This is a genomic window from Herbaspirillum sp. UBA812 (genome assembly GCF_002296545.1).
GTDB lineage: Bacteria > Pseudomonadota > Gammaproteobacteria > Burkholderiales > Burkholderiaceae_D > Herbaspirillum > Herbaspirillum huttiense.
On record NZ_DBIC01000191.1, the window covers coordinates 1 to 8,844 of the forward strand.

The 8,844-nt window shown below is 65.8% G+C and carries 11 protein-coding genes; 6 read left to right on the forward strand and 5 right to left on the reverse strand.

Annotated elements, in window-relative coordinates:
- Positions 1-841, forward strand: an 841-nt coding sequence (locus B3873_RS12780; protein WP_286866489.1) for a sigma-54 interaction domain-containing protein, incomplete at its 5' end; no start/stop codon positions are given.
- On the opposite strand, the gene B3873_RS12785 is transcribed toward B3873_RS12780, so the two are convergent.
- From B3873_RS12785 to B3873_RS12795, 3 genes are all read right to left on the reverse strand, one after another.
- Entirely contained in the window at positions 838-2,055 is a 1,218-nt protein-coding gene (locus B3873_RS12785; RefSeq protein ID WP_286866490.1) for an MFS transporter, read from the reverse strand. The two genes, B3873_RS12780 and B3873_RS12785, sit on opposite strands and share 4 nt — an antisense overlap.
- Before the next feature lie 58 nt (positions 2,056-2,113).
- Complete coding sequence (locus B3873_RS12790) at positions 2,114-2,872, reverse strand: SDR family oxidoreductase (RefSeq protein ID WP_134134176.1); 759 nt, start codon at positions 2,870-2,872, stop codon at positions 2,114-2,116.
- A gap of 116 nt (positions 2,873-2,988) precedes the next feature.
- A complete protein-coding gene (locus B3873_RS12795) occupies positions 2,989-3,807 on the reverse strand; it encodes an SDR family NAD(P)-dependent oxidoreductase (RefSeq protein WP_286866493.1) in 819 nt (272 codons plus the stop codon).
- A 109-nt stretch (positions 3,808-3,916) separates the two neighbouring features.
- Between B3873_RS12795 and B3873_RS12800 the strand changes: the two genes are divergently transcribed.
- Positions 3,917-4,858 carry a GlxA family transcriptional regulator gene (locus tag B3873_RS12800; RefSeq protein WP_286866495.1) on the forward strand — a complete coding sequence of 314 codons (942 nt, stop codon included), beginning with the start codon at positions 3,917-3,919 and terminating at the stop codon, positions 4,856-4,858.
- Between the two features lie 33 nt (positions 4,859-4,891).
- Here the strand turns inward: B3873_RS12800 and B3873_RS12805 are convergent, their stop codons facing one another.
- Together B3873_RS12805 and speG are read right to left on the reverse strand one after the other, a co-directional pair.
- Positions 4,892-5,224 carry a DMT family transporter gene (locus B3873_RS12805; protein WP_034335425.1) on the reverse strand — a complete coding sequence of 111 codons (333 nt, stop codon included), beginning with the start codon at positions 5,222-5,224 and terminating at the stop codon, positions 4,892-4,894.
- Positions 5,225-5,292: 68 nt separating this feature from the next.
- A complete protein-coding gene (gene speG / locus B3873_RS12810) occupies positions 5,293-5,883 on the reverse strand; it encodes a spermidine N1-acetyltransferase (protein WP_286866499.1) in 591 nt (196 codons plus the stop codon).
- 89 nt (positions 5,884-5,972) lie between these two features.
- Here speG and B3873_RS12815 point away from each other — a divergent pair, with 89 nt between their 5' ends.
- The 4 genes from B3873_RS12815 to B3873_RS12830 all read left to right on the forward strand — a co-directional run.
- Positions 5,973-6,872, forward strand: a complete 900-nt coding sequence (locus B3873_RS12815; protein ID WP_286866501.1) for a LysR family transcriptional regulator — start codon at positions 5,973-5,975, stop codon at positions 6,870-6,872.
- Between the two features lie 159 nt (positions 6,873-7,031).
- The gene (locus B3873_RS12820; protein ID WP_121041193.1) at positions 7,032-7,766 is read left to right on the forward strand and encodes a hypothetical protein; all 735 of its coding nucleotides are present in this window, start codon (positions 7,032-7,034) and stop codon (positions 7,764-7,766) included.
- A gap of 78 nt (positions 7,767-7,844) precedes the next feature.
- Positions 7,845-8,192 (forward strand): DMT family protein, encoded by a 348-nt coding sequence (locus tag B3873_RS12825; RefSeq protein WP_034335429.1) that lies wholly within the window; start codon positions 7,845-7,847, stop codon positions 8,190-8,192.
- Positions 8,189-8,844: MFS transporter (locus B3873_RS12830; RefSeq protein WP_286866504.1), on the forward strand; the 656-nt coding region annotated here is incomplete at its 3' end. The genes B3873_RS12825 and B3873_RS12830, both read left to right, overlap by 4 nt.

Below are 8,844 nucleotides of genomic sequence, written 5' to 3' on the forward strand. Positions count from 1 at the left end.
CGGCACCGGCAAGGAACTGGTGGCGCGTGCCCTGCATCGCAATGGCTTGCGTGCCGCACGTCCCTTCGTGGCCATCAATTGCGCGGCCATTCCGGCGGAGCTGATCGAGAGCGAACTGTTCGGCCACGTCAAGGGCGCGTTCAGCGGGGCCACCGCCGCGCGTCTGGGACGTTTCCAGGAGGCCCATGGCGGGACCCTGTTCCTGGATGAGATCGGCGACATGGCCCTGCCGACCCAGGCCAAGATCCTGCGTGTCCTGCAGGAACGCGAACTGACGCCGGTCGGCGGCCAGCAGGCGGTCAAGGTGGACGTGCGGGTGATCGCCGCCACGCACCGCGACCTGCCGCAGGAAATCAGCGAAGGACGTTTCCGCGAAGATCTGTGGTATCGCCTGCAGGTCTTGCCGATCAAGGTGCCGCCGCTGCGCGAGCGTCCCGGCGATATCCTCGCCATTGCCGAACACTTCCTGCGCCAGCAGGGCGGCGATGCCCCCAAGCGCATCAGTCCTGCCGCCGCGCGTCGCCTGTTGCAGCACGCCTGGCCGGGCAATGTGCGCGAGTTGCGCAATACCATGGAACGCGCGGCGGTGATGAGCCATGGTGCCTGCATCGAACCGGAAGACATCGCCCTGGCCGACCGCAGCGTCACGGAAAATGCCAGCGACGTCGCCATCGATTGGGACGGCGAGCTGGCCGTGGCCATAGCGCAGGTCGAACGCGTGATGCTGCAGCGCGCGCTGGCAGCGGCCAACGGCAATCGTGCCGAAGCCGCCCGCCGGCTGGGCATCTCGCGTCAGCAGTTGTATCGCAAGCTGGAAGAGCAGGGCGGCGCAGTCGCTTAGGTCCGGTGCAGGCGCTGCTCCAGCAGCAGGCCTGCCAGTGCGCAGGTGCCGGCGAACAGGCCGATGCCAGCCATCCATCCCTGTGCCAGAATGCCCGCGCCCGCCGCGCTGCCCAATGAAAAGCCGAGATACATGGTCGAGGTGTTGAGCGACAAGGCCACCGGTGCTTGCGCCGCTGCGCCTGAGGCGATGAGCCGTGCCATCTGCGCCGGGAAGAAGGCCCATACCGCAAAGCCCCAACCCACTACCGCTACCAGCACCGGGATCAGTGCCGCCCGGGGCGACAGCAGCGTGGCCGCACTCAAGCTCCAGAAGGCCAGCATCAGCAGCAGCAGCGACAGCCTGACCACGCGCGGCGAGCCGAAGCGATCATTGAGATGGCCGCCCACGGTCACGCCTGCGGCGGCCGCAGCGCCCCACAGGCTGACCGTCAGGCCGACGCCGCGATCAGCGAAGGCCAGGGTGTGCGCCAGATACGGTGCCACATAGGGATAGGCCGCATATGCGCCGACCGACCAGAACAGCGTCACCCCGAGCAGACGCCGGATCAGCGGCTGCCCTACCACGGCCAGCCGTTCGCGCAGCCCGGCCACCCGCATCTGCCCGCCGGCATCGCGCCCGACCCCCAGCCAAATGCCGGCCACCGCCACCGCGCCCATCACGGCCACGGCCCCGAAAGTGGCGCGCCAGCCAAAGGCATGTCCGACTACCGACCCCAGTGGCAGTCCCAGCGCGATGGCGATGGTCATGCCGCCGCTGACGATGGCTAGCGCCCGTCCGCGCTGTTCGGGTTTGACGATGGCCCCGGCCAGGGCACTGGCATTGGGTGTGTAGAGCCCGGCGGCCACGGCCATCAGCAGGCGCGATGCCAGCAGACCGCCAAAGCCGCTGGAGAGGGCCGCCACCAGATTGGCCGCCGTGAAGACCCCCATTGCACCCATCAGCACGCGGCGGCGGTTGATGTGCGCCGACAGGACGGTGGCGATGGGTGAACTGATCGCCAGCACCAGCGTGAAGACGATCACCAGGCTGGCCACGGTCGACACGCTCATGCCGAAATCGGCCGCCATGCGCGGCAGCAGCGGCGCGATCATGAAGCCTTCGGTGCCGATGGCGAAGGTGCCCAGGGCCAGGAAGCCCGCCGTGAGCAGCGAGCCCGACGGCGAAGGCGATGCAGAGGGAGCCGGCGCAGGCTCCAAGGGAGTGGATGTCATGCTGTCCTCGACGATGGCTACGGTGCGGTGCGCTGCATGACAGCGCACCGCAAGACGATCAGACCGGAATCGGATTGGCGATCAGCGCCGCATTGAAGCCGTTGACCAGCGCGTGTTCATTGGCACCAGGGTTGTCACGCAGCGGCTTGACGGACTCGACGATGATCTCTTCCTCATCGCCGGCCAGCTTGGCCATGGTCTCGGCGATGAAGGCCTCCAGCGGCATGGCGCGCGGATCGCCGCTCTTCTTGACCAGGTCGGTATCGACCCAGGGCGGGGCGATCTCCTGCACCCGCACCGAGGTGTCGCGCAGCATGAAGCGCTGCGACATCGCATACGAATGCAGCGCCGCCTTGCTGGCCGAATAGACGGCGGTCACCGCCAGCGGTACATAGGCCAGCACCGAGGTGTTGTGGATGATGGTGGCGCGCGGCTGGGCCTTGAGCAGGTCGATCAGGGCCGACGTCAGGCGGATCGGGCCGAGCAGGTTGGTGTCGAGGATGCTGCGGCTGACCTGGTCGTCGATGGTGCCGCCGGCGTCGTCGAAGGGCATGATGCCGGCATTGTTGATCAGCACGTTCAGCGTGGGGAAGCGCGCCTTGAGCGTGGCGGCGGCGGACTCGATGCTGGCCAGGCTGGAGACGTCGAACTCGATGGCCTGCATGCCGGGATTGGCGGCGGTCACTTCATCGAGCAGGGCCTTGCGGCGGCCGCCGATGATGACCTGGTTGCCCAGCCGGTGGAAGGCTTCGGCCAGTGCGCGGCCAATGCCGGAGGTGCCGCCGGTGATGAAGAGGGTGTTGTCGGTGAGTTTCATGATTTTCCTTCACTAGGTCAGTAGAGTGAGGCCGCACACACCCGCCCGCAGGGGGCCGTGGCGGCAAGCTTCATATCAGGGCAAAAAAGGCAGGAACCGGGGGCCTTGCGGGCTGCTCAGCGGAGATCGCTACCGGTGTAGCGCGGTGCCGGGGTATTGGCAGAGAGCTGGGTCGCCATCTGCTGGCGTGCGCTGTCGAAACGGGTCCAGGCCGTTTCGTCATGCAGCGAGGGGATGGTGACCAGCTCGCCGCGCTGGAAGCCGACCAGCGCCGCATCCACCATCTGCTCGGCCGACATCACGATGGCCGGGTCCAGGTGTTCCACCGGCAGGCCGCCGATGGCCCAGAACTCGGTGGCGGTGGCACCCGGCAGCACGGCCTGGACCTGCACGCCCTGGGTAGCCAGTTCATGATGCAGTGATTGCGAGAAGGCCAGCACGAAGGCCTTGCTGCCGCCATAGACGCCATTGAGCACTTCCGGCGCCACGGCCACGATGGAGGAGATGTTGATCACCGCGCCCCGGCCACGGGCCACGAAACCGGGCACGGCAGCATAGGTCAGGCGGGTCGGCGCGGTGACGTTGAGCGCGATCATGTCGGTCATGTGCTCGACCTTGCTTTGCAGCAGCGGCGTGTGGGTGCCGATGCCGGCGTTGTTGACCAGCAGCGTGATGCTGGCATCGCTGCGCAGTTTTTCTTCCACCTGGGCCAGCGATGCAGCCTGGCCAAGATCGGCTTCCAGCACTTCGACGTTACGGGCGGTTTCGGTGGTGATGCGCGCGGCCAGGGTATTGAGGCGGTCGCGGTTGCGGGCCACCAGGATCAGGTCGTAGCCCAGGCGGGCCAGACGGTCGGCGTAGAGGGCACCGATGCCGGATGAGGCGCCGGTGACGAGGGCGGTACCACGACGGGCTTGGGTGTGCGGCTGGTTCATGCTGTTCTCCTTCGGTGTGGGGTGTCGATGGAGTGCATCTTAGGCCGCTTGCGGACTTCCTGAATGACGTATATGGTAGTGTTTTGAGACATCATCACGGAGTCCGGACATGCACCACATCGGCTACCTGCTCACAGAAGGCTTCCAGGTCATGGGCCTGGCTACCCAGTCGGTCTTTGAATATGCCAACAAGGTCGTGGGCCACGACTTCTACCGCATGCACAACTATTCGGTCGCGGGTGGCGAGATCACGTCATCCCTGGGCATGCGCGTGAGCACCACCAGGGCGGCTGCCACCGCCACCATCGATACCTGGGTGGTGTGCGGCGTGGGCAATCCGCTGGAGTCGCCGGCGAGCCAGGAAGAGCGCGCCTTCCTGCAACGGGCGGCAAAGAAGGCCAGGCGCATCGCCGGCATTTGCACCGGCGGTTTCGTACTGGCCGAGTCGGGACTGCTGGCACGCCGTCGCGCCACCACGCACTGGGCGTTTGCTGAGGCGATGCGTGCGCGCTTTCCTGACATCCAGATCGAAGACGATCGCATCTACATCGTCGATGGCCCGCTGTGGACCTCGGCCGGCATGACCGCCGGGCTGGACCTGGCGCTGGCCATGGTCGGCAAGGACCTGGGCGAGGAAGTGGCGCGCAGCGTGGCGCACAAGCTGGTAATGCACCAGCATCGCGCCGGTGGCCAGTCGCAGCATTCGGAAATGCTGGCGCTGGCCCCCAAGACGGATCGCATCCAGGATGCACTGAACTATGCGCGCCGCCATCTCAAGCGCGCGCTGACGGTGGAAGAACTGGCCGAGCAGGCCAACCTGAGTGCGCGCCAGTTCACCCGCGTATTCACGGCGGAGACCGGGCAATCCCCGGCCAAGGCCATCGAGGGCCTGCGGCTGGAAGCGGCGCGCCTGATGATCGAGCAAAGCCGCCATCCGCTGGAAGTGGTGGCGCGCGAGACCGGTTTCCGGGATCGCCGCCACATGCGCGAAGTCTTCCTGCGCGGCTTCGGCGTGGCACCGCAATCGATGCGACGCGAAGTGCGCGCCTGATGGGCGCTTGATATGCGCTAGTGCCTTAGTGCGCTAGTGCGCCGCGCTGGCCGAGAACAGGTTGATCACCATCACGCCCGCAACGATGAGCGCGATGCCGGCCACGGCCGGCCAGTCCAGCCGCTGTTGATGGATCAGCCAGGCGGCCAGCGTGATGAGCACCAGTCCAACGCCCGACCAGATCGCGTAAGCCACGCTGGTCGGCATGGTGCGCAAGGTCTGCGACAGGCAATAGAAGGACACTCCATAGCCCAGCACCACGATGATGCCCGGCAACAGGCGCGTGAATCCCTGTGAGGATTTGAGGGCGGTGGTGGCAATCACCTCGGCCACGATGGCCACCGCCAGGGTCAGGTAAGCGGACATGCTGGATTCTCCTGTGGATAAATCAATTCGACGCAAACAGTGAGTTCAGTGCGTTCAGTGAGCGCGGTTCAATGCACCGCCGTCTCCACGATGGCGGGTGCGGCGTGTTCCTGTACCGGTTCGGCCTGCATGCGGGCCAGGTGATCGCGCTGGAAGATGCCCATGCGGATCACGTCACGGTACTGGCCGTTCATGAAGAATTCCTCCTTCAGCACACCCTCCTGCCGGAAGCCGGCCTTGGCGTAGACATGCACGGCCTTCTCGTTTTCGCGGTCGACGATCAGGTAGATCTTGTGCAGGTTCAGCACTGAAAAGCCATAGTCCAGCGCCAGCCGCGTGGCTTGCACCGCCAGCCCGCGCCCCTGGCAGGCGGGCGCGATGATGATCTGGAATTCGGCACTGCGGTGGACGGTGTTGATTTCCACCAGTTCCACCAGGCCGCTGCTGTCGCCATCGGCATCGACGATGAAGCGGCGCTCGTTCTGCTCATGGATGTGGGCCTCGAACAGGGCCGAGAGTTCGGCGAAGGTTTCATACGGTTCTTCGAACCAGTAGCGCATCACCGTGGCATTGTTGTTCAGGTGATGGACGAAGCGCAGGTCTTCGCGCTCCAGCGGGCGCAAACGCACGGTCCGGGTCAGGTCATGTGATTTCTGCATGGCATCTCCTTGTGGGAAAACCAGTATGATCCACCGTCAAAGCAGATCGACCAAGATAAGGTCTATCGATAAACCAGATGGAGTCCCGCATGCAATGGAATCTCGATCAACTGCGCCAGTTCGTCGCCGCCGCCGAACACGGGTCCATCAGCGCCGCCGCGCGCCACCTGGGCCGGGCCCAATCGGCGGTCAGTACGGCCATCGCGCTGCTGGAAGTCGATCTCGGCGTCACGCTCTTTGATCGTTCGGCCCACAAGGCCGGACTCACCGAGGTCGGCGCGGCCATGCTGCAGGAAGCGCGCGAGGTGCTGCGCCAGGCCGATGCGCTGGAAGAACGGGCCCGGTCCTTTTCACTGGGCGATGAAGCCAGCCTGACCATGGTGCTGGACGAGGCCTTGCCCTATGCCGCCCTGCGCGTGCTGCTGCGGGAATTGTCGGCGCGCGCGCCGGCGCTGGAACTGACCTTGCTCGATGGCACCCCGGCCGAAGTGGTGGCAGCCGTGCAGCAGCGTCGCGCCGATATCGGCTTTCACTTCGACCGGGGACGCGTGGCCAGTGGCTTTGACCAGCGCCACATCGGCTCGGTGGCGCAAGGCATCTTCGTCTCGCCGCGCCATCCGATGGCCGCACGCGAACGCCTGCGCAAGACCGACCTGGCGCAATACCGGCAACTGATCCTGCAGGCCGATGGCGTCGAAGAACCGGTCTACAGCCCCAAGCTGTGGCGCTCCGACAATCACTACAGCATCGCCGAGATGGTGGCCGACAACCTGGGCTGGGCCATCCTGCCGGTCAACGTCGCCGAATATTTCGATCATGCCAAAGCGCTGGTGCCGCTGCGCTGTCCGGCGCTGGCCTTGCCGCTGCTGTCGGTACAGATGCTGTGGCTGCCAGGCCGCCCGCTGGGGAGTACCGCGCAATGGATAGGCGAGCGCTTCGGCCAGTTGCTGAGCAGCCAGGGACAGGCGGTGCTGGGCGAAGACATGTGACGGCGGCGCGGACAGTGTCCGGCAGCGGACGCCAAGGTGTCACGGGAACGGACACATGTCCCTGAGGCGAAGTTCGCAAGTCATTGATTTAAAAAGGATTCATGGCAGGCACGGGGTTTGCAAAAGAGGGTGTACCCCTCTCACCTCAAAGGAGTTGTCATGAACCGTTCCACCTTCCTCCCCCGTTCGCTGGCCGCGCTCTCGGCCCTGGCCCTGTTGGGTTCGATGATGGCGGCGCAAGCCCAGGCCTTGCCGCCTGCTCCGCCGCCGCCGGGTGCCGCGCCGGTCGCCGGCCCGATGGCACCCCCGGTCCCGCCCGCCACCTATGACGCCGCCATGACCGCGCAGGCTCCCATCACCGAGGGCCGCGTGAGCCGCTTCCTGATCAATCCCTACGGCGAAGTCGATGGCCTGATGGTGGGCGAGCGCACCGTGATCAAGTTCCCGCCGCACCTGTCGCAGACGCTGCAGAACGCGGTCAAGCCGGGCCAGTCGGTGCGCATCTTCGGCCAGGCTGAAGCGGCCGGCGTGATCAAGGCCGATGCCATCGTCAATCTGGCCAACGGCCAGACCGTGATCGACCGCCCGCCCGCCTTCGATGCCAACCCGCCGCTGCCGCCCCATCTGCGCGCTGCGCAACTGCGCCAGCTCTCGGTGCGCGGCAAGATCGCCATGGTGCTGACCGGCCCGCGCGGCGAAGCCAATGGCGTCATCCTGGATGACGGCAGCATCGTGCGCTTCGCCCCCGACAGCCTGCGCACGCCGCTGGAACCTGGCGCGCCGTTTGCTGCCAATGGCTTGGGGACCCGCAACAGTTTCGGTACCGCCATCGAGGCCATTGATGTCGGGGCCAGCGCGGATTCCCTGCAACCGCTGTACAGCCGCGTCCGATAAGGGTTTGCGGCAGGGCAGGCCGCCGGTCTGCCCGATTCTCCGCGTGTCATTTCATCCACTTGATAAAGAATAAGAACCATGTCGCCAAAAATCCTTCCCATTGTTTTCCTGATCATCTCCAACGTCTTCATGACCTTCGCCTGGTACGGCCACCTCAAGTTCGAGAACCGACCGCTGTACCTGGTGATCCTGGTCAGCTGGGGCATCGCCCTGGCCGAATACTGCTTCGCGGTGCCCGCCAACCGCATCGGCCACTCGGTCTACAACGCCGCCGAACTGAAGACCATGCAGGAGGTCATCACGCTGGTGGTGTTCTCGATCTTCTCGGTGCTGTACCTGGGTGAGCAGTTCACCATCAATCACCTGGTCGGCTTCGGCTGCATCTGCCTGGGTGCCTTCTTCATCTTCAAGGGGCCCATCGGATGAATACCAAAGCGGGCTCGATCGCCTGGCTCTCCAGGCTGAACTTCTTCCTGGCCGATGTGCGCGACGGGCTCGGTCCTTTCCTCGGTGTGTTCCTGATGGGTCACGGCTGGGCCGCGGACGACATCGGCTACGTCATGACGCTGGGCGGCATTGCCGGCATGCTGGCCACCACGCCCGCCGGGGCGCTGACCGATGCGGTGCGCGCCAAGCGGCTGGTGGTCGGCATCGGCTCGGTGCTGGTGGTGGCGGGCTCGCTGTTGTTGCTGGTCTCGCCCAGCTTCACGATCACGGCGGTGTCGCAGGTCGGTACCGGCATCGTCGGCGCCATCATCGGACCGGCCATCGCCGGCCTGACGCTGGGCATCGTCGGCCAGCAGGGCCTGCCTTCACAGCTGGGAAAGAATGAGGCCTGGAACCACGGCGGCAATGTCTTCTCGGCGGCGCTGGCCGGTGCACTCGGCTACTTCTGGGGCTTGCCGGCGGTGTTCGTGCTGATGGCGGTGATGGCGGTGGCGTCGCTGGTGTGCCTCTCGCGCATCCGTCCCGAGGACATCGACCACGATGTCGCCCGTGGCCTCGACCCCGAACGTGCCGCTGACCAGCCGCAGGTGTCCACCTGGCGCGTGCTGGCCGGGTCGCGCCCGCTGATGCT